Here is a 19511-nt window from a genome sequence, read left to right on the forward strand (position 1 = left end):
AACTTGTAGAGAAAGGTTCACTACAAGTCAAAGTTGAACGAAATGGCAACTATTTTTGTTTATTATTTTCCCTCTTTAACTACAATCGCCTGGGTTACTTTTGTGTTTTTACAGTCTTCAAAGGCTGCTTCATCTACGAGCCCTAACTTAATAGCAGCGTCTAACTTTTCTGTATCTGGGCGTTTTTCGGTAATAACAAAATCACTTAATTGTAGTTCTTCCAATTTTTGTACCGTTTGTTCTGGCGTGTATTTGATGGCCGAACGAATCTGTCGTAGTACTTGATAATTGCCTCGCTGAATGTCACCTTTTCTATCTTTTCCAGTAGTGTTATCTAAGTAGTGGTGAAATTTCTTTTTTAACTGGTTTAATTCCTGCTCCATTTCTTTTTTTTGCTCGTGCAATACATAGTATCGTTTTATTTCTTCCTCTGTGATAGATAATGTTTCTTCCATGTCACTAACTCCCTATTTAGATTATTTAGTTTATATCTATGTCCGACAAGATTCATCTATGACATGGAATACGTTGTGAGTAACCTGGCCATTTAGTCATTGCTCTCTATTTCTATTAATATCCATGAACAAGCTTGCGATTTCTCTCTTGTAAACCGCTTACAAATAATTTATACTTGGACTAAATCGATTTAGTAAATCGGTTTAGTCCAAAGCAAATAAAGAGGAGAAAGACATGAAAAAGATTACAATTGCTGATGTGGCAACGTATGCCAACGTTTCAAAAAGTACGGTTTCTCAGTACTTAAATAAACGATACGATTATATGGGAGCAGATACAAAGAAGCGAATTGAAGCAGCTATTAAAGCTTTAGGGTATAGCCCGAATATAATTGCCCGGAGTTTAAAGCAAAAGTCGACAAAAACGATTGGTGTAATCGTTGCAAATATACTCCATGTGTTTTCCACACAGGTTATTCGGGCAATCGAGGATTATTGCAATGCTTCTAATTTTCATGTGATTGTTTGTAATGCTGACGATGATCCAATGAAAGAGAAGCGATATATTGAAATGCTTCGGGCCAAGCAAGTAGATGGCATAATTGCTTTTCCTACAGGGGAAAACATCGATTTATATCAAGGTCTATTAGAGGAAAACTATCCCTTTATCTTAATGGATAGGCTAGTTCCAGGAGTAGCTATGGATGCGGTATTACTTGATAATGAAAAAGCTGTTCATTTAGCCATAGAGCAATTTATTAAAGCAGGTTACAAGAAAATAGGGATGATTTCACCCCCAATGGAACAGCCTGTCACACCGAGAAGAGAGAGAATGGAGGCGTACAAAACGGCACTAAAAAAATACGGGATCGAATTTAGACCAGCCTATTTAGCAAGTGGAGAAATCACGGATATGCACATACGAATTAAGGAAATGCTTACATTAGCAGATCCTCCAGAGGCCATTCTTGCATTAAATGACCGTGTATTGTTTGAGTTATTACAATATACGAAAGATCACCAAGTTCAAATCCCTGCTGATCTCGCTATTATTGGTATCGATGATGTTTCGTTTGCTTCCTTTTATAGTCCAACGTTAACGACGATTGCTCAGCCAGCTTTCGACATGGGAAAAAAAGCTGCACAGTTATTATTTAATCAAATACAGGGAGATTCTCGATCAGAAACCAACGTATATCGCTTTGCACCACAGCTGATGGAAAGAGAATCTTGCTAACATAATAGAAAGGAAGTAGAGAAAAATGAGAAAGACGATTACTACGATTGCTTCTGAAGTCTCTGAGGTCTTGTATCGGATAGATGCAAATGAAGCCATCACATTGGCTGAAAAAATACAACAAGCAAACCGTATTTTTGTTGCAGGAACTGGGCGATCAGGCTTAATTAGTAAGGTGTTTGCAATGCGTATGATGCATATTGGGTTCCCAATATACGTTGTCGGGGAGACAATTACGCCAAGTATTGAAGCGGATGATTTATTAGTAATTCTTTCCGGTTCAGGTAGTACAGGTACATTGAAGTATTTTGCTGAAAAAGCAAAAGCTATAGACGCGAAGGTGGCATTAGTTACTACGAATAGAGAATCGATGATTGGGAAGATCAGTGATTCTATTATAGTGGTACCTGCTGCAACGAAAAAACGATTGTCATCAGAACCAGCTACAATACAGCCACTAGGAAGTCAGTTTGATCAATCGGCACACTTGGTATTAGATGCAGTAATAGCTTATCTTCTAGAGAGATTACCGGAAGCCAATAATCATACAGCATTAAATCAAAAACACGCAAACTTGGAATAGATAAAGGAGGACATGTCAATGGAATCAATTCATGTAATAAAGGAATCGAAAGTGGTAGCTGTTATTCGTAAAGCAAATGAAGAAAATATTGTATCTATATTGAAGGCTTTATCAGCTGGAGGAGTAAAGGCAGTAGAAATTACTGCGGAAACACCTCGGGCGGCTCAAGTTATTGCAAAAGCGCATGAAAGTATGGGAGATGAAGTATGCATTGGAGCCGGTACTGTATTGGACCCGGAAACAGCTAGAACGGTTCTACTAGCAGGAGCTGCGTTCATTGTATCGCCAGCTCTAAATGTTGAAACCTTAAAACTAGCGAATCGATATGGGGTGTTGGCAATTCCAGGTGTGTTATCCCCTACAGAGATCCTCACCGCCTATGAACACGGTGCTAAGATGGTTAAAATATTCCCAGCTACTACTGTTGGACCTTCCTATGTAAAGAATATACTTGGGCCTCTCCCGCATGTAGAAGCAATGGTTACTGGTGGGATTACCCTGGATAATATGAATGATTACTTGGAAAAAGGATGTAAAGCGGTAGGTATTGGAAGTAATCTGGTCAATGCTCCTCAATTAAAGACGGTTGAAGATTATCAAAGATTAACCGAAACCGCTAAAAAATATCGCAAACAAGCGGATAAATAATAAGTAAGCGAAGGGGAGGGATGTAAGATGATTAATCGGAGATATGCTTTTATCTTCTTTATTTTGGTAACGGTTTCTTTGCTTTCCGCTTGTTCAGAAGAAGCTGATCCAGATGGTGACGGCAAGATAAAAATAATTGCTGCACATAACCAAACTTCTCCTGATAACCCATACCAAACAGGGATGTTGAAATTTAAAGAAGTTGCAGAGGAGAAATCAGGTGGATCGATAGAAGTAGAGGTTCATGCTGGAACGATAGGAACGGAGGAATCAGAATTAGTAGAGAAACTACAACTGGGGGCTGCGGATGTAGTCCTTGTTTCTCCAGGATTTATGACTCAAACAGGGATACGAGAGGTTGACTTATTTTCAGCACCGTACTTATTTAATAGTTATGAACATTGGTTACGTGTCGTTGATGGTGAAGTTGGCCAGCAAATGGCGAAGATCATTAATGAAAAGTCAAACAACGCTTTTAAACTATTAGGCTATTGGACGGCAGGAGTAAGGCATTTCTACGGAAAAAAACCATTAGAATCAATGGATGATTTGAAAGGGGTTTCTTTACGGACGCAGACATCCGGAGTGATCGGTGACTTCTGGGAAGCTACGGGTGCCATCCCATCATCCATCTCGTGGGGAGAGCTTTATCAAGGATTACAGCAAGATGTTGTTGACGCTTCCGAAAACGCTTACCCATTCTTTGTCCAACAATCCCATCATACGACACCGAACGGGAAGTATATTACGGAAACAGCACATGATTTTACGACACGCTTTCTATTAATTAATGGAGAGAAATTCGATAATTATTCACAAGAACATCAAACTATTATTCTAGAAGCTGCTAAAGCATCTGTAGAGGCAGAAAGAGCTGCAACGAATAAGCAGGATATTGATTATAAAGAAAAAGCAATCGATGAAGGTGCAGTTGTAAATGAAATTGATCGTCAGCCGTTTATTGAATTAGCTAAACCAATTCAGAATAATTTCGCTGAAGAAATTGATGCAGAACAAATGTTACAGGCAATTAGGCAACTTGCAGAGGAATAGGGGGGATATTATGAAACAGTTGATACGAATGCTTGAAAAAACGCAAATCACGATTGGATTAGCATTTCTAACGGTTTTCTTCCTAGTTATTATGCTGCAAATAATTACGAGATATATAGGAATTTCGGTTATTTGGACGGAAGAAGTAGCAAATTACTCATTTATTTGGGCAATTTTTATGGGAGCAGCGGTAATGGTTAATCGAAGGGAACATTTTAATTTTGACTTGTTACAACGAAAGCTTAAAGGGAAAAGTAGAATCACCTTGAGTATTTTTAATGACCTTGTGTTAATTGCTTTTAATCTCGCTATATTTAGCCTTGGCATTCAAGTAGTCATTGAATTTTGGAATTATACATGGGCCACAATTCCAGAAATGAAAATGGGTTATGTATGGTTGTCCATTCCTATTATGGCAGGTACGATGGTTATTTACTCCATATCCCATTTGATTAACCATATAGAGACGTGGAAAACGAAGGGGGTTATGGAATAATGGGCTTTCTATTAATTGGGTTATTTCTTGTATTAATGCTTTTAGGAATGCCGATTGCCTTCGTTATTGGAATAGTAGCCTTGTTGGGAATCTTTGGAATGCCCTATACTCCAGAAGCGACCGTTCCGATGAAAATGGTAAATGGACTGGACTCATTTGTTCTATTAGCTGTACCGTTATTTATTTTAGCAGCCAACCTGATGAATTCAGGCAAGATCTCAGAAAAGTTAATTGATCTTGCCTTAGCGATTGTGGGCCCGATTAGAGGTGGTTTGGCACACGCAAATATTCTAGTTTCCATGATGTTTGCCGGGGTCTCTGGAGCTTCCCAAGCAGATGCTGCCGGTGTGGGAAAAATTCTTATACCAAGTATGAAAAAACAGGGGTATGACACGGAGACAGCAGTTGGAGTAACTGCTGCATCCTCTACGGTGGGGGTAATTATTCCACCAAGTATCCCTATGATTATTTTTGCAGGTTTAACCAATGCTTCGATTGGCGCTTTATTCCTTGGAGGAATTATACCCGGTATTCTTATTGGGTTGGGGATGATGCTATTTGTTTATGTTATTGCAATTAAACGTAACTTTCCAAAGGCTGCACGTCCGGAGTTAACAAAAGTAGGAAAACGATTCATTGAATCTGTACCAGCTTTGTTAACACCAATTATTATTATTGGCGGCATTGTTTTTGGCTTTTTCACGGCTACGGAGGCTGCAGCTGTTGCATCTTTGTATACTTTTTTGATTAGTATGTTTGTATATAAAACATTAAAATTAAAAGACTTACCAAAAATATTAATGGATACACTAGCATTAAGCTCTTTATCCTTATTTGCCTTAGCGGCAGCAAGTGCCTTAGGTGAGTTAATGAGCTATTATCAACTTGGGACCATCGCCCAAGAGTTCTTTAGCGATCATATAGGTTCTGAATGGCTATTTATCTTCATTCTAATTGTTTTCTTCTTATTTGTAGGAACGTTTATGGATGCCATTCCAGCTATGATCTTATTTGTTCCCATTATTTTACCGACTGCTTTGGAATTTGGAATCGATCCTATTCATTTAGGCTTAATTGTTGTTATTACATTAGCTATCGGTTTAGCTACACCACCATATGGACTGGTATTGTTATTATCAGCGAAAATCGGGGAATTATCTGTAGAGCGATCGTTTATCGCTGTCATTCCTTACTTGTTCATTATTGTGGTTGTTTTATTGATTATTGCTTTCTTGCCCGAGGTCACTTTTTTTATACCGAATCTATTTAGTTAAAGAGGTGTTTAGCTTTGGATTATTCAGTAATTAATAAACGAGCTGCAGGAGCAGCTGCTGTGGATTATATTGTATCTGGAATGACAGTTGGATTAGGATCTGGTTCTACGGTTGACTATATGCTAGATAAATTGGCTGAAAAAGTAAAAGAAGGATTGAAGGTACAGGGTGTGCCTACATCAAAAAAGACGGAAAAACTAGCAAAACATCTGGGGATACCGATTGTTGATTTCGCTACCATTACGAAGGTCGACCTGGCTATTGATGGAGCAGATGAAGTGGATCCATCGTTTCATTTAATCAAAGGTGGAGGCGGATCGCTTGTTCGTGAGAAAATTGTGGATGCCAATGCGCAACAATTGATCATTATTATAGATGAGACAAAGAAAGTGCCTCAATTAGGAACATATCCACTTCCAATTGAAATCGTACCATTCGGATGGCAGAAAACAGCTGAAGCAATTGCGGCATTTGGTGTTGAACCAAAGTTAAGGAAATTATCTGAGCAAGATGTGTTTGTGTCAGATAATGGTAATTATATTTTAGATTGCCCATTCAAGCTTATCGAAGATCCACATTCGCTGCATCAACAATTAAAGCAATTGGTAGGAGTTATTGAAACAGGGTTGTTTACATCTATGGCTGATATAGTTATAGCTGGAGAAGAAGGTAAAGTAGAAAAGCTTACAAAAGAAAAGTAAGAGAAAGAATCTGGAGGAATAAACGTGAATGATGTGATTACATTAGGAGAAGCAATGATTGTTTTTAATCCAGGAATGACAGGACCACTGAAATTCGTCAATACCTTCGAAAAGAAAGTTGGCGGAGCAGAACTGAATTTGGCAGTTGGCTGTTCTCGGTTAGGATTGAAAACAGGATATATGACAAGATTAGGCAAAGATGAGTTTGGGAAGCATATACACAATTTCGCCCGTGGAGAAGGAATAGACGTATCTCAAATCGATGAAATTGAGGGATATCCAACCTCTTTGAATTTTAAAGAAATCATGGAGGGTGGTAGTGTTCGTACCTTTTATTATCGAGATAAATCCCCTACCCTTACGCTTACTGCGGAAGATTTAGATGAATCGTATATTAGAAATGCAAAAATACTTCATTTAACTGGGATTTATCCTGCAATTGATGATCGAAATATAGCTGTCATAGAGAAGGCGATAGCATTAGCTAAAAAACATGATGTAAAAATCTCCTTTGATCCGAATATTCGCCTTCGCATGTGGAGTAAGGACAAAGCAAAAACTGTAATTAGCAAACTATTGCCACATGTTGATATATTGCTAACTGGTGATGAAGAAATGGAAATCGTGATGGGGGAAAGGGACCCAAAGAAAATTATAGAAAAAGCAATAGAACTCGGCATTTCTTACATTGCGGTCAAACAAGGGGATAAAGGTTCAGTAGGGTATTATCATGGTGAGACGATCGAAGCCTCACCTGTAAAAGCAGCAAAAGTGGTGGATACAGTAGGAGCTGGGGATGGTTTTAATGCTGGAGTGCTTTATGGATTTTTGAATGGATGGACATTAGCTAAAACCATGCATTTTGCTAATACGATTGGATCAATGGTTGTTGGAGTCATTGGAGACAATGAAGGATTGCCCTATTATGAAGAAGTTCAGCAACGGCTTGGAGAAGTAGAACGGATTGAACGATAAAAAGAGGTGTCAGAAGTGAAATTACAATTAGCTCTGGACAGGTTAACAAAAGAAGCGTGTTTGCATGTTATTTCCGAAACCAAAGAAATCGTAGACATTATAGAAATAGGTACAGGTGTTATAAAAGAGTATGGAATGGCATTTGTAAGAGAAATCCGAGAGAAATATCCGGACAAGACGATTCTTGCGGATATGAAGACATGCGATGCTGGAAAGCATGAGGCCAAGCAGGCGTTTGACGCTGGCGCAGATCTAACAACTGTCATGGCCTTTTCATCAGATGCTACCATTAAGGATACATTAGATGTAGCCAAACAAGTAGAGAAGCAAATAATGATTGATTTACTTGAGCTTTCCTCTCATCAACGCATGGAAGAATTGAAGCGGTTAGGAGTAGAGTTAGTTAGTCTCCATGTCGGAAAGGATCAACAAACAAAAGGGAATCATTTTAATACGGAATTGTTTTCTTTTGTAAATGGATATGGGTTTAAAGTTGCTGTAGCTGGTGGAATTAGGGAAGATACCTTGCCAGAGGTTGTGGAAGAGAATCCAGATATTATTATTGTTGGAAGTGCTATTTCCAAATCTCCTCATCCACAGCAAACAGCACAGCATATGAAAAAGATAATGCAAACGAGGGGATAAAAAGAGGAGGCAGGGCATTTGTGATGCTCTGCTTCTTCTTTTAAACGAGCTTATACAGATTTTTAGGTCTTCCTTTTTTTCCGTAATGGCAGATAATCTCTACTTCTCCCTTTCCCTCCAAATAGTTTAAATAACGGTGTACAGTCTGATATGCAATCGGTAATTCTTCTTGAATTTCATTTATGGTTCTTGCTGTTCCTTGTTGTAACAAAAAATTTTTAATTGACATTAATGTTCCTTGGTTAATTCCCTTTTCAACAAAGACACTCTCTTGATTAGCAGTTAGTCTACCAATTTTTAAATTAATTCGTATTCTAGACAATAGATCTGGAGCTCTAAAGGGCTTTAATGCAAAGTCGGTAGCACCTGCATGTAGAAACATATTAGCTACTTCCTGCCTTTCATCGACGGTAAGAATGATGATTGGCGTTTTATCATTAAATTTCCGAATTTCTTTTGTTGTTTTTAAGCCATCCCAATTAGGCATATGATAATCCAGTAAAATGAGATCAGGTTCCATCTTTTTACATACATCTACCCCCATTTTTCCTGTAGAAGCTTCTAATACAGCGTATCCTCCAAAGCTGCAAACTTCGTTTAATGTAAATCGTATATCCTCATTATCATCTACAATTAAAATCGTTGACTTCACCTTTCTTTTCACCCTCTTTAGGAACCGGAAGCACGATATTCATTTGCGTATAATTCCCTGGTTCACTTTTTACCGAGATTTTCCCCCCATGATTTTCGACTACACTTTTAACAAACGAAAGACCTATTCCAGATGAGTTCTTTGTGCTGAACCCTTCATGCCAAATATTTTTCATATGTATTGCTTCAATACCCGGGCCATTGTCTTGAATTCGAAATAAAATACCACTATTTATTCTTTTGACACGGACATGGATATATCCTGCCTCATGAGCAAATGAAGCTATCGCATTTTCAATAATATTGGAAATAGCCCGTGAAAACCGAATCTTATTCACAAAAACTGGAGGAGTGTGTTGGTCAATATCAATTCTTAGATGAATTTTTTCATGGTTATCTAAGCCTAGGTGACTTGTTACGTAGGCAAACAGTTCCTCTACTGAAATATGCTTTTTAATATTCTCATATAAAATTTCCGAAATCATATCTTTCATGTTATCTAAAGAAGCTCCAATCCGAACAAAATAGTTGCTGAAAGTCGAATGCATGTTCACTTGTGATTTCATCTCTAATAAAGACAGAAGTCCTTCTATTGTAACTAAGGGCGTCTTTAAGTCATGTACTAATGTTGTAATTTCTTCATAAACTTTTGACTCGATAAGGGCAATTCTTGTTTCCTTCAACTCCTCCTCCTGTTGCTGGTATTTTTTCAGTGTAAAGAACTGCTTGTTTAGTAAATGAATAAGAAACGTAAGGATAATAGCGATGACAAGAAATACCAAGAAATACAGAGTTGCTAATGTGTTATACAATTTATTATTTGTAAAGTATAAGTCAGCCGTTTTAATGCTGATTGCTAAATCATTTGTTCCAAAACCAAATTTGGAAAGTGCTGGGACTAACTGAATCCATTGCGTAGCAAATAAAATCAAAATGATAATAATGGATGAAATAAGAAAGAAAAATTTTTGCTTGGGAATATATATTTGCAGAAATATAATAATCGCTAGACTAACGAAACAGTTTACATAGGAGAAATATTCACCAAAGATAATGTTGAAAAGAAAGAATGCAATGAAAACAATACCAATGAATAGAAAAGAAAAATGAGGCGAATCCAATTTACTATATAATGCGAAAGAAATTACCAATGCACCAAAATAAATAAGAAAAAAAATAAGTGTATACTTACCCACATAAGCAAAGGAAGTAATCATCAATTGCCCGCTATCCTGGTGTACAATACTATGCTGTATTCCATCAACAATAAATAATGTCCAATCTTTAACAAAGTATGGAAGAAAGAAACCATATATCATCAATAGAAGCCCAATTATTCCTGTGAGATAAGGGTGTTTTACTTTCATTATCTGTCATCAACCTTCTTATTTTAATATGTATATTGCATGTTACTAACGAAATGCTGAATTTAATGGGACAGAAATATCTTGCAATTGATGTACAAGAGTAGCTGGTATTTTATAAGATCGTAACGTAGCTAGAACATTTTCCTTGTTCTCCATTTGTTTTATACCAATATAGTAATTGGCATAGGGAACGGCAGCTTGAAACAATTTCATTGAATTTGGATCTTCGCGATGCTTACCTACCAGATTGACTAAAATAATAGGTACATCTTGAATCGCGGCCTCTTCTACTAGCTGTTTCGTTCGTTTCAGTTCATCAGACAAGCTACGAGGTGTGTGCAGCATACCATTGGCACTAAAACCAATAACGATAATTAAGCTTTGATAATCATAAAGGTCGGTTGCGAGAGCCCTGGGGCGATAATCCATTTCAAGATTTAAGTTATCAGCTATGTTACTGATAATCGTGCTTTCTGGTGCTTGTCCTGCCGATGTAATGAGAATTCTCTCTTCGCCGATTGGGGCTGGCAAATTTGGGTATGTATTTATGTGATTCGGGTTGGGGGCGCTTCGCGTGGATATCGTAATAATGGAGGCAAGTAATAAACATAGGAAGAACGGCATGTATTTATTCATTTTTGTCCACCTCTCCTACTTTTTGCTATTTTTTCGTCGCTGTTTAAATCAGTAAACCGGTTCAGTTAGATATGGAAAAGGTAAAGCATGTTTTGCCTTACCTTTTCCAAAACAATCTTCTATTCTTTTAGTCTCGGGTCTAGTGCATCTCGTAAGCCATCGCCAAATAGATTAAATCCAAGTACGACTAAGAAGATGGCTAACCCAGGAAATGCAACAACCCATGGAGCGTTTTGGATAGCAGCCCTGCCATCGGTTAACATCGCTCCCCATTCTGGCGTTGGCGGTTGAGCGCCGAGACCTAAGAAGCTTAATCCAGCTGCATCTAAAATAGCAGTGCCTATACTCAAGGTAGCTTGTACAATGATGGGTGCGGCGCAATTTGGTAGCACATGCTGGAATAATACTCTAGCGTGTTTTGCTCCAATTGCTTTGGATGCTTCGATGTATTCGGTTTCCTTAATTGATAACACAGCTGATCGGACAATCCGAGCAAATTGGGGGATCCCTACGATCCCAACGGCTATCATTGCATTGGTTAAGCTGGGGCCTAAAACGGCTACTAATGCGATAGCTAGTAGAATGCTAGGGAAGGCCATCATAATATCAATTATTCGCATGATGATCTGGTCAATCCAACGACCAAAATAACCAGCAACACTACCTAATACTACACCTATTATCATAGCAATTCCAACGGCTATCACGCCAATTTGTATAGATATACGAGTTCCATAAACAATTCTAGAGAAAATATCTCTGCCAAGTTCGTCCGTACCTAGCCAATGTTCGGCAGAGGGAGGCTGATAACGGTTAATGATATCTTGAGCAGTGTGACTATGCGTTGCTATTACCGGGGCAAAGATAGCCGTTAACACAAGAACCAAAATAATACATAAACCAATTAGCGAGGTTTTGCTTTTCACAATTCGTATTAGTGCATCTACCCAAAGCTTTCGAGCTTTCGTTTGCTGGAGATCATGGCTATCAGGTAGTGCGGGATTCGGTTCTGGTGTTGGGTTCGGTTGAAGTGACATGATGCACATCCTTTCATATAAATCTACTTCTTGAAGCTTACGCAATGTATTAGAAACAAGAAAAAAGATTTTGTTTTGCAAATGTGAATGAACCACAATTCATAGGCCAACTATCGTACGTCCTTAATAGAGAGCGCCCTTATTCTTAATCAAAACGGATACGTGGATCAAAATATTTATAAAGTATGTCCGTGATTAAATTAACCAATACAAAAATCGTTGCGACAATTAAGATCGTACTTTGAACGACTGGGTAATCACGACCAAGCACAGCTAAATAGACATAACGTCCAATTCCAGGCCATGAGAATATCGTCTCTGTTAATACTGCTCCACCTAGCAATAATCCAAATTGCAGCCCAATCACGGTTAGAACTGGTAGAAATGCGTTTTTTAAAGCATGTTGAAAAACAACAAATCTCGTTCTTAATCCTTTCGCATTTGCTGTCCGTATGTAATCTTGGCGCATAACCTCCAGCATGCTTGACCGGGTCATTCTTGCGATGATTGCCATGGGGATGGTACCTAGGGCAAGACCAGGCATTAATAGATGGGAGAAAGCATCTTTAAAGGTAGCCCAGTTACCAGTTAGCAAGCTATCTAATAAATAAAAATTCGTAATCGTGGTTAATTCCATACCAGAAGTGAGTCTCCCAGAAGGTGGCAGAATGTTAAATACAACAGAAAAAAGCCAAATCATCATTAAACCTAACCAGAAGATAGGTAGGGATACACCGAATAAGGCGCCAGTCATACTAATATTGTCAAACCAGGAATATTGTTTAACAGCAGCAATTACCCCAGCTAGAACACCGACGATAATTGCCAAAATCATAGCGAAAATGGTTAATTCTACGGTAGCGGGTAACTTATAGAGTAATTGCTCAGCGATGTTTTCTTTTGATTGAATAGATTCCCCCAAGTCGCCTTGTACAATATTTCCTAAGAACCGACCATATTGGACAATGTAAGGATCATTTAGTCCTAGTTCTTCCCGTAAGGATTCTAATTGTGCCTCTGTTGCTTTTTCTCCTAGCATACTTCTGGCTGGATCACCAGGAATGAGGTGAATAAGTGAAAAGGTTAATATGGAAACACCTATTAAGACAGGAATGAGCATGAATAGTCTTCGGATAATGTATTTAAGCATAGTAAAATTCCTCCGAATAATGTCTTTAACATATACTTTGGTTCAGCTTAAGGGAGATCCTTACGTATTTGACGTAAGGATCAACCTAAGCGTGGTTTGTATCTTTTCTACTGTTCAATATCTAATAGATTAAATGGTTCACTGCCCGTAGGGTGTGGTGAATAATTGACGATATTTTTACTTGCAGCAATTGGTGGTGTTGTATGCGCAATTGGGAACCAAGGAGCATCTTCATGAATGATTTCTTGTGCCTTTAAGTAAAGTTCGGTACGTTTTTCTTGATCCATTTCTGTTTGTGCTTGTTTTAGTAAATCATGTACCTCATCATTTTTATAAAATGCAATATTACCTGCAGATCCCTTTTTCGCATTATCTTTGTCTAATAATACATATAGGAAGTTGTCTGGATCACCATTATCACCAGTCCAGCCTAGAAACGCCATATCATGTTCTCCATTCTCTGTAACATTTAGATGGGTATCCCAATCATTTTCAATTATTTCAACATTTACATTGATTTCTTTGAGCATTTCCTGTATGGCTTGAGCAGATACTTTTGGCTGCGGCATATATGGTCTAGGATTGGCAAATGTATACAAGGTAATATCAAATCCATCGGCATAACCTGCTTCTGCTAGGAGAGCCTTTGCTTCTTCGACGTCATAACCATAATCTTCAATATCATCATTGTATCCCCATAAAGATGGTGGAAGCGGGTTTTTGGCAGGTTTGCCAATACCTTCATACAGACTGATTAACCGTTCTTTATCAATCGCTAAATTAATAGCTTGGCGTACTAGTTTTTCGGATAAAGGGCCTTCTTTATCAGTATTCATCGCAAGGTAGCTAACATTCATGGATGGCCTGCGGATAATTTGTAGATTCTGGTCATCTTCTGCTGTTTGAATATCTTGTGGGTTTAAACCTGTCATTAAATCTATTGAACCCGATTGTAATTCCATAAATCGTGCACCATTATCAGGGATCGTACGGAAGACAACTTTGTCTACATTAGCTACTTCTCCAAAGTATTCCTCGTTTTTGGATAGGGTGATGCTTTCATCTGGAAGCCATTCTTCAAAAACGAATGGACCTGTACCGACGGGGTTTTTGAAGTAATCTTCTCCGTGTTTTTCTACTGCATCAGGGCTAGCTATACCAAATGGTGGCATGGCTAACGTTTGTAAAAATGGTGCATTTGGTTCAGAAAGTGTGAAGGTTACTTCATAATCTCCAGTTGCTTCCACTTTTTCAATGATGCCACCCAAGTCTTCTTCTGAAGCCCCAAACATATATCCATAATAAATATATTCTGCTGAAGTTGCCCAACGTTCAAAATTAAATACAACGGATTCAGCATTAAAATCAGTACCGTCATGGAATTTGATATCATCACGCAATTGAAATGTCCATGTCAGCCCATCTTCACTGGTCTCCCATTCTGTTGCTAGCGCTGGTTTAACCTCTGTACTTTCCTCTTGGTAACGAACAAGCGTGTCATAAATTTGGTTCGTAACATAAATCGATTCCCCATCAGTAACTTTTGAAGGGTCTAATTGGATGGAATCTGCACCTCGACCAAATATAAGTGTTTTTTCACCCGAGGCTTCTTCCGTTGTTTGATCTTCTCCACCTGAACCTTCACTTTCCTCACCTGTAGAACTTGTATTATTACTACAAGCGGAAATGAAGAGTAAAATAAAAAGTAAACCAAATAATGCTAAAATGGAACGTTTTTTCAACATAATTCCCCCTCTGATCCTATGTTTTAGATGACACTTTCCAAGGTTTGGTATTGGTTGATGTAATTAGCTAACCACCTCCCTAACGAAATGGCATGCAGCCATTTGTCCATTGGATGAGACTTGTTTTAGCTCTGGTTTCTCTTGACGGCAAATTTCTTCTGCAAATGGACACCTAGTGTGAAACTTACAACCACTAGGAGGATTGGCAGGAGAGGGTAGATCGCCTTTTAGAATGATCCGCTGCTTTTCTAAATGAGGATTTGCCTCTGGTACTGCTGAAAGCAGTGCTTGGGTATACGGATGCTTTGGGTCCTGATATAGCTCGTTTGCTTCGGCTATTTCAACAATCTCTCCTAGATACATAACGGCAACTCGATCACTAATATGATGAACGACACTTAGATCATGTGCGATAAAAATATAAGTAAGGTTAAACTCTTCCTGCAAATCTTCCATTAAATTAATGACTTGTGCTTGGATGGATACATCCAGTGCAGACACTGGCTCATCACAAATGACAAGTTCAGGGTCAAGGGCAAGTGATCTGGCGATTCCGATTCGTTGACGTTGACCTCCACTGAATTCATGGGGATAACGATCTTTATGATAGGAACGTAAACCAACGACATCTAGCAACTGTCCTAACTTTTTATATTGCTCCTCTTTTGATAATTGAAAGATCTTCATCGGTTCTGTAATGGTTTGGGCAATTGTTTTTCTAGGATTCAAGGATGCGTATGGATCTTGAAAGATCAACTGCATATCTTTTCTTAATTTACGAAGCTTCTCCCCGCGATAATGAGAAATATTTTCTCCCTTAAAATAGATGTCTCCTTCGGTTGGATTAATTAATTTCAATATTGATCTTCCTGCAGTAGATTTTCCACAACCACTTTCGCCAACTAATCCTAGCGTTTCCCCTGATTGAATAGAGAAGGAAATGCCATCAACCGCTTTAAGTACAGGCTTTTCCCTGGAAAATAATTTACTGTCTTTTAATGGAAAATGCTTTTTTAAATTAGTTACTTCTAATAATGTACTCATGGGCTGACCACCTTTTCAGAGTTCGTCTCCTCATATAATAAACAACGGACGAAATGATGATCATTCACTTCCGTTAGAGTCGGGTCAATGTGTAAACACGCCTCCATGACATGCTTGCAGCGAGGTGCGAAACTGCATCCCTTTGGAAGGGAGCGTAAATCTGGTGGCACCCCATCAATAGCTTCAAGTTTTTTCTTTTGCTTATTAATCGTTGGTATAGAATTCATTAATCCTAAAGTGTAAGGATGCTTTCCTTGGTCAAATAAGTGGTTTGTTTCTGTATATTCAACTGGCTTGCCGGCATACATAACCATTACACGATCACAAACCTCTGCTACGACACCAAGGTCATGGGTAATCATAATAATGGCCATATTTAACTCGTTTTGCATTTTTTTGAAGAGCTCAAGTATTTGTGCTTGAATGGTTACATCTAATGCTGTGGTTGGTTCGTCTGCAATTAGCACGGAAGGGTTACAGGCTAATGCGATAGCAATCATAACCCGCTGTCGCATCCCACCGCTGAATTCATGTGGATAATTCTTTAATCGTTTTTTTGGATCAGGAATCCCAACTAAATGAAGTAATTCCAAGGCTCTTGATCGTGCCTGGTTTTTTGAAAAACTTTCGTGAGCCAGTATTGTTTCAATTAGTTGCTTCTCGATGGTGAATACTGGGTTTAAAGAAGTCATCGGATCCTGGAACACCATTGATATTTCCTTTCCCCGAATATTTCGCATTTGTTTTTTGGTTTTGGTAAGCAAATTTTCCCCTTTAAATCGGATTTCTCCCTCTACAATCTTTCCAGGCGGAGAAGGAATCAATCCCATTATCGACATGGCTGTCATACTTTTCCCAGATCCAGATTCACCAACGATACCTAATGTCTCCCCAGGTTTAATATCAAAATCAACGCCATCTACGGCTTTCACAATGCCTGCTTTGGTAATAAAATGCGTATGTAAATTTTCTACTTGTAGAATGGGGGACTCCGTATGCATATGTATCCTCCTTCAGTTTTGTAACAGTTTAAAATAATTAGATTTTTTAGAATTAATTATCATTATACATAAATTTCTAGCTTGGGATGTTTTTTTCCCTTTTTTCTCAAAAAATAATGGACAAAGTAAAATCACGGTAGGACTAAGACACATGTGTTAAAAACTACGATTCGGGGTAAGAGCTATAAGAAACAACACCGGTGTTAAAAACAAAATAGAGGAGAAAAGAATATGCTTGTAAAATTATTACCACCTTCAATCAGTAAGTATTTGCAAATGTCTAAGCCAGAAAGACAATACGAACTTCGTTTAACATTATGGTGGACACCGCTACTTTATGTGATTGTTACATTCTTATTTGCAGCTATTACATTGTATCTTGATGTTGGTATCGGGCTGGCACAATATATGCCTGTTTTTTTTAAGGCGGAATTTGAAACCACTCGTCTACTTATTAGCTCGTTAATTGGAGGCGTTTTAACATTAAGTGCTTTTACATTGAATTCTTTGCTTGTTGTCCTTACTACATTTAGTGGACAATTCTCGCCAAGGTTGCTGCAAAATTTTGTGAAAGATAAGCAAACGCAACATATTCTTGGAGTGTTTAATGGCAGTTTTGTTTATGTTCTAATCATGTTTTTATTTATCAGCAGTAAACCTGTAGACTACTATACCGCAGTACCATTTGTGACAGTTTTGATTGCCTTTTTCGCAGCCATTGTCTTCATCTATTTCATTAATCATGCAACCACGTGGATGCAAGTTCATAATATTACCGATATGATGAATGATGTTTCTGAAGGAATATTAAACGGTGTTTTCTCCCAAGAACTAGAAGAAATACGAACGAGTCAACCTGGGGATATGTTGGAACATGATTATCCGCAAAGTAAAACGGTAATGTCCCCTAAATCTGGTTATATCCAGCTAATTCTTTTTAAGGATCTGATTAAAGAGGCAAGGAAAGATAATATCATAATTAAAATGGAAGTACGAGTGGGCAGTTTTGTTTTAAATGGAAATCAACTATTTACCTATTGGGGACCGGGCGCAGATAATGTAGATGAAGCGAAGTATGTTCAATTAATCCGAATTGGTCATAAGGAAACGGAGATTCAGGATTTGAAATTTGGACTCAATAAACTGGGGGAAATAGCAATTAAAGCGATAGGGAATGATGATCCTAAAACTGCATCTAATACCATTTTCCAAGTGACCGATTTGTTATTAACATTAGAAAAGAATGTCACGTTTTCTCCATATTTAGTTGATGAGTACAAGCAGGTTCGCTTGATTTTAGGGGTAGATAATTTTGAGTACCATCTATATCAGGGCTTAGGTGTTATTAGGCACTATGCTCAGAAGAATTATCCAATTATCACCGATATTATTGCTGCACTTACAAGATTGGCGGGAGCCGTCGATGAAAAACATCATGATGTTATTTGGGGATTTGCTAGTAATACAATTGATCATATTTACACCGAGTTTATTTTTGATATTGATCGCCGATTGTTGTTGAGAAACTTATACAAGCTCGCTGAAATAACGGGCAACTTCGAAAACTACCATTATATCGAACAGCATTTTAAAGGATATGCACAATAAAGGATAAGGGTTTAGGATTTCATGATAAAGGAATAATAATGATATACACGAGGTTACAAGGAGTGACGAAAATGAGTCAAGAAAAATTAAAACAACAAATCGAACATATATTAGAGGATAGTTCAGTAGGAACGATGGCAACGGTGAAAAAGCAGATGCCTCATTCAAGATACATGACTTTTTTTCATGAAAATCTAACGCTTTATACCCCGACAAATAAGGAGACGGATAAAGCAGAAGACATTGAAGCCAATCCGTATACCCATATTATTTTGGGCTATGAGGGTGAAGGATTTGGTGACACGTATGTAGAATATGAAGGAAAGGTTTCGTTTAATGAGTCGCAAGAGTTGAAAGATCAACTTTGGAATGATCGCATGAAGCTGTATTTTGACGGACCAAACGATCCAAAACTCACTATCTTAGAAATTAAACCTTTGCATATTCGCTTAATGAATAAAAAGGGAGAAAGTCCACAAGAATTGAATCTTAGTTAAGGAATAGCCAGATGTGGTCAGTTACACATCTGGCTAATTATTTTCATAAGGCTTATTTCTTTGATTCGTTGTAGAGTAGTTAGAGACCAAGGGTGTCCCCTATATCCGAAGATGGAAGGAATTCCATTCAGTTATATCGAACTAATGTTATAATTATACTTATTTTGAGGGGGATTCGATGTACGAATTGAAAACCAAAGAAAATGAGGACGATGTTATAGAATTCATTGAACAAGTGGAAAGCCCAAAGAAAAAAGAAGACGCTTACCGATTACTAGATATTTTTACAGAAACTACCGGTTATCCTGCAAAAATGTGGGGTACTAGTATAATCGGATTTGGCTCCTACCATTATCAATATGCAAGTGGCCATGAAGGAGACGTAGCATTAGTTGGTTTTTCACCACGAAAAGCAAAATTTAGCTTGTATTTTGCAACAGGAGATCAAGAACGTGAAGATTTATTACAGAAACTAGGAAAGCATACAAGTGGGAAAGCGTGTGTCTATATCAATAAGCTAGCAGATATTGATATTGATGTTCTTAAACAATTAATTAACCAGTCTGTTACCTTCTTGAAAGAGAAATACCCAACAACGTAAAGCACCCATAAAAGGGGTGCTTTTTTTCAGGAAAGAAAGTATGAATACAGGCAAATTCATACAGCGTTATTTGAGAATAGAGTATTACCGTTCAGTCACTATAGTTT

Annotated in this window: 21 protein-coding genes; 12 read left to right on the plus strand and 9 right to left on the minus strand. The window is 37.9% G+C overall.

Annotated elements, in window-relative coordinates; all coding sequences use genetic code 11:
• Window positions 1–62 precede the first annotated feature (62 nt).
• Window positions 63–455, minus strand: coding sequence for a hypothetical protein (locus BN990_RS01750; RefSeq protein WP_021290029.1), 393 nt, complete (start codon window positions 453–455; stop codon window positions 63–65).
• Between the two features lie 235 nt (window positions 456–690).
• On the opposite strand from BN990_RS01750, the gene BN990_RS01755 reads away from it, so the two are divergent.
• From BN990_RS01755 to hxlA, 9 genes are read left to right on the plus strand one after another with little or no spacing between them, the layout of a single operon-like run.
• The gene (locus BN990_RS01755) at window positions 691–1692 is read left to right on the plus strand and encodes a LacI family DNA-binding transcriptional regulator (protein ID WP_038241922.1); all 1002 of its coding nucleotides are present in this window, start codon (window positions 691–693) and stop codon (window positions 1690–1692) included.
• A 25-nt stretch (window positions 1693–1717) separates the two neighbouring features.
• Window positions 1718–2275, plus strand: coding sequence for a 6-phospho-3-hexuloisomerase (gene hxlB, locus BN990_RS01760; RefSeq protein WP_021290027.1), 558 nt, complete (start codon window positions 1718–1720; stop codon window positions 2273–2275).
• Window positions 2276–2293: 18 nt separating this feature from the next.
• Window positions 2294–2923, plus strand: coding sequence for a bifunctional 4-hydroxy-2-oxoglutarate aldolase/2-dehydro-3-deoxy-phosphogluconate aldolase (locus BN990_RS01765; RefSeq protein WP_021290026.1), 630 nt, complete (start codon window positions 2294–2296; stop codon window positions 2921–2923).
• 27 nt (window positions 2924–2950) lie between these two features.
• Window positions 2951–3976 carry a TRAP transporter substrate-binding protein gene (locus tag BN990_RS01770; protein ID WP_021290025.1) on the plus strand — a complete coding sequence of 342 codons (1026 nt, stop codon included), beginning with the start codon at window positions 2951–2953 and terminating at the stop codon, window positions 3974–3976.
• 10 nt (window positions 3977–3986) lie between these two features.
• The gene (locus BN990_RS01775; protein ID WP_021290024.1) at window positions 3987–4472 is read left to right on the plus strand and encodes a TRAP transporter small permease; all 486 of its coding nucleotides are present in this window, start codon (window positions 3987–3989) and stop codon (window positions 4470–4472) included.
• Window positions 4472–5746 (plus strand): TRAP transporter large permease, encoded by a 1275-nt coding sequence (locus BN990_RS01780; RefSeq protein WP_038241927.1) that lies wholly within the window; start codon window positions 4472–4474, stop codon window positions 5744–5746. Before BN990_RS01775 ends, BN990_RS01780 begins: the two co-directional genes overlap by 1 nt.
• A gap of 14 nt (window positions 5747–5760) precedes the next feature.
• Window positions 5761–6447 carry a ribose-5-phosphate isomerase RpiA gene (gene rpiA, locus BN990_RS01785; RefSeq protein ID WP_021290022.1) on the plus strand — a complete coding sequence of 229 codons (687 nt, stop codon included), beginning with the start codon at window positions 5761–5763 and terminating at the stop codon, window positions 6445–6447.
• 24 nt (window positions 6448–6471) lie between these two features.
• The gene (locus BN990_RS01790) at window positions 6472–7422 is read left to right on the plus strand and encodes a sugar kinase (protein WP_038241930.1); all 951 of its coding nucleotides are present in this window, start codon (window positions 6472–6474) and stop codon (window positions 7420–7422) included.
• A 15-nt stretch (window positions 7423–7437) separates the two neighbouring features.
• The gene (gene hxlA, locus BN990_RS01795) at window positions 7438–8067 is read left to right on the plus strand and encodes a 3-hexulose-6-phosphate synthase (RefSeq protein ID WP_038241933.1); all 630 of its coding nucleotides are present in this window, start codon (window positions 7438–7440) and stop codon (window positions 8065–8067) included.
• Between the two features lie 40 nt (window positions 8068–8107).
• Here the strand turns inward: hxlA and BN990_RS01800 are convergent, their stop codons facing one another.
• From BN990_RS01800 to BN990_RS01835, 8 genes are all read right to left on the minus strand, one after another.
• Window positions 8108–8719, minus strand: coding sequence for a response regulator (locus BN990_RS01800; RefSeq protein ID WP_021290019.1), 612 nt, complete (start codon window positions 8717–8719; stop codon window positions 8108–8110).
• On the minus strand, window positions 8691–10085 hold the full coding sequence (locus BN990_RS01805; RefSeq protein ID WP_038241935.1) for a sensor histidine kinase: 1395 nt from the start codon (window positions 10083–10085) through the stop codon (window positions 8691–8693). The genes BN990_RS01800 and BN990_RS01805 overlap by 29 nt, the downstream gene beginning before the upstream one ends.
• Window positions 10086–10130: 45 nt before the next feature.
• Window positions 10131–10721, minus strand: a complete 591-nt coding sequence (locus BN990_RS01810) for a DUF6305 family protein (RefSeq protein ID WP_021290017.1) — start codon at window positions 10719–10721, stop codon at window positions 10131–10133.
• 119 nt (window positions 10722–10840) lie between these two features.
• Window positions 10841–11758, minus strand: coding sequence for a nickel transporter permease (gene nikC, locus BN990_RS01815; RefSeq protein ID WP_021290016.1), 918 nt, complete (start codon window positions 11756–11758; stop codon window positions 10841–10843).
• 145 nt (window positions 11759–11903) lie between these two features.
• The gene (locus BN990_RS01820) at window positions 11904–12908 is read right to left on the minus strand and encodes an ABC transporter permease (protein WP_038241938.1); all 1005 of its coding nucleotides are present in this window, start codon (window positions 12906–12908) and stop codon (window positions 11904–11906) included.
• Window positions 12909–13015: 107 nt separating this feature from the next.
• Complete coding sequence (locus tag BN990_RS01825; RefSeq protein ID WP_038241941.1) at window positions 13016–14653, minus strand: ABC transporter substrate-binding protein; 1638 nt, start codon at window positions 14651–14653, stop codon at window positions 13016–13018.
• A gap of 63 nt (window positions 14654–14716) precedes the next feature.
• Window positions 14717–15697, minus strand: a complete 981-nt coding sequence (locus BN990_RS01830) for an ABC transporter ATP-binding protein (RefSeq protein ID WP_038241944.1) — start codon at window positions 15695–15697, stop codon at window positions 14717–14719.
• Window positions 15694–16698 (minus strand): ABC transporter ATP-binding protein, encoded by a 1005-nt coding sequence (locus BN990_RS01835; RefSeq protein WP_021290012.1) that lies wholly within the window; start codon window positions 16696–16698, stop codon window positions 15694–15696. Before BN990_RS01835 ends, BN990_RS01830 begins: the two co-directional genes overlap by 4 nt.
• Before the next feature lie 231 nt (window positions 16699–16929).
• Between BN990_RS01835 and BN990_RS01840 the strand changes: the two genes are divergently transcribed.
• The 3 genes from BN990_RS01840 to BN990_RS01850 all read left to right on the plus strand — a co-directional run bounded on the left by BN990_RS01840 (window position 16930) and on the right by BN990_RS01850 (window position 19404).
• A complete protein-coding gene (locus BN990_RS01840; RefSeq protein ID WP_021290011.1) occupies window positions 16930–18306 on the plus strand; it encodes a DUF2254 domain-containing protein in 1377 nt (458 codons plus the stop codon).
• 71 nt (window positions 18307–18377) lie between these two features.
• Window positions 18378–18803 carry a pyridoxamine 5'-phosphate oxidase family protein gene (locus BN990_RS01845; RefSeq protein WP_021290010.1) on the plus strand — a complete coding sequence of 142 codons (426 nt, stop codon included), beginning with the start codon at window positions 18378–18380 and terminating at the stop codon, window positions 18801–18803.
• Window positions 18804–18981: 178 nt separating this feature from the next.
• Entirely contained in the window at window positions 18982–19404 is a 423-nt protein-coding gene (locus BN990_RS01850; RefSeq protein ID WP_038241947.1) for a DUF1801 domain-containing protein, read from the plus strand.
• Window positions 19405–19511 lie beyond the last annotated feature (107 nt).

Origin of the sequence: Virgibacillus salexigens, from assembly GCF_000723585.1 — a bacterium.
GTDB classification, from domain to species: domain Bacteria; phylum Bacillota; class Bacilli; order Bacillales; family Amphibacillaceae; genus Virgibacillus; species Virgibacillus salexigens.

Excerpts from the sequence above, each read along its gene's own strand:
- BN990_RS01780 (WP_038241927.1), top strand. The coding sequence starts at position 4,472 with ATGGGCTTTCTATTAATTGGGTTATTTCTTGTATTAATGCTTTTAGGA.
- BN990_RS01810 (WP_021290017.1), bottom strand. The coding sequence starts at position 10,721 with ATGAATAAATACATGCCGTTCTTCCTATGTTTATTACTTGCCTCCATT.
- BN990_RS01775 (WP_021290024.1), top strand. The coding sequence starts at position 3,987 with ATGAAACAGTTGATACGAATGCTTGAAAAAACGCAAATCACGATTGGA.
- BN990_RS01805 (WP_038241935.1), bottom strand. The coding sequence starts at position 10,085 with ATGAAAGTAAAACACCCTTATCTCACAGGAATAATTGGGCTTCTATTG.
- BN990_RS01765 (WP_021290026.1), top strand. The coding sequence starts at position 2,294 with ATGGAATCAATTCATGTAATAAAGGAATCGAAAGTGGTAGCTGTTATT.
- BN990_RS01825 (WP_038241941.1), bottom strand. The coding sequence starts at position 14,653 with ATGTTGAAAAAACGTTCCATTTTAGCATTATTTGGTTTACTTTTTATT.
- BN990_RS01830 (WP_038241944.1), bottom strand. The coding sequence starts at position 15,697 with ATGAGTACATTATTAGAAGTAACTAATTTAAAAAAGCATTTTCCATTA.
- BN990_RS01755 (WP_038241922.1), top strand. The coding sequence starts at position 691 with ATGAAAAAGATTACAATTGCTGATGTGGCAACGTATGCCAACGTTTCA.
- hxlB (WP_021290027.1), top strand. The coding sequence starts at position 1,718 with ATGAGAAAGACGATTACTACGATTGCTTCTGAAGTCTCTGAGGTCTTG.
- BN990_RS01770 (WP_021290025.1), top strand. The coding sequence starts at position 2,951 with ATGATTAATCGGAGATATGCTTTTATCTTCTTTATTTTGGTAACGGTT.
- BN990_RS01750 (WP_021290029.1), bottom strand. The coding sequence starts at position 455 with ATGGAAGAAACATTATCTATCACAGAGGAAGAAATAAAACGATACTAT.
- BN990_RS01845 (WP_021290010.1), top strand. The coding sequence starts at position 18,378 with ATGAGTCAAGAAAAATTAAAACAACAAATCGAACATATATTAGAGGAT.
- nikC (WP_021290016.1), bottom strand. The coding sequence starts at position 11,758 with ATGTCACTTCAACCGAACCCAACACCAGAACCGAATCCCGCACTACCT.
- BN990_RS01850 (WP_038241947.1), top strand. The coding sequence starts at position 18,982 with ATGTACGAATTGAAAACCAAAGAAAATGAGGACGATGTTATAGAATTC.
- BN990_RS01835 (WP_021290012.1), bottom strand. The coding sequence starts at position 16,698 with ATGCATACGGAGTCCCCCATTCTACAAGTAGAAAATTTACATACGCAT.
- BN990_RS01840 (WP_021290011.1), top strand. The coding sequence starts at position 16,930 with ATGCTTGTAAAATTATTACCACCTTCAATCAGTAAGTATTTGCAAATG.
- BN990_RS01820 (WP_038241938.1), bottom strand. The coding sequence starts at position 12,908 with ATGCTTAAATACATTATCCGAAGACTATTCATGCTCATTCCTGTCTTA.